Raw genomic sequence first — 657 nt, forward strand, 5'->3', positions numbered from 1 at the left:
ACCCACATCCGGTATGTGGCGCGAGCGAAGGCGTCCAGGGCCGCGGGATCGGCCTTCGCCCACCCTTCGCATTGACCGGCCCACGTCTCGGCCTGCGCCGGCGTGTGACCGGTGGAGATGAGTTGCACGACCATGCAGGCCGGGTCGATGAACGCGACCCCCAGTGTGGGCCAGGACCAGTCCACGAGCCACGAACGCCCGTCACCGACCATGACGTTGCTGGGGTGGATATCCGCGTGCAGGAGCGTCCCGCCGCGGAAAAGTCGTGCCGCCTCGGGTTCGGTGAAGCGATCCCACCGGTTCTCCGCCCACGTTCGCGCCACGTCGGGCGCGGGCAGCGTGCGAAGGTGATTGATCAGCTCAGCTACGACCGACAGGTCTGGAGAGCCGGTGGTGAAGTCCGCTCGGCGCCCGGAGACGACTTCGTATCCGAGGACGATCCAGTCATCGTTTTCCGCTTCCCACACGAGTGCCGGCGCGATCGGGCGAACGGTGGACGCAATGGCCCGCTCTCGCAGGATCGAGCTGCGCCGGCCGCCCTGGCGGTTGCGCATGGCCTTGATGAAGAACGAGCCCTTCTCGCACTCGACCACAGCGGTGAAATCCGAACCAAAGCCCCTCTCGGTGCGGTTCGCGGAGGTGCGCTTTCCCGTGAAC

The 657-nt window shown here is 67.0% G+C and carries 1 protein-coding gene; it reads right to left on the reverse strand.

Annotated elements, in window-relative coordinates; all coding sequences use genetic code 11:
* Positions 1-657 (reverse strand): phosphotransferase (locus KUM32_RS38390; protein WP_217146439.1); only part of this gene is annotated, 657 nt, incomplete at both ends.

Source organism: Streptomyces sp. AC627_RSS907, assembly GCF_019049165.1.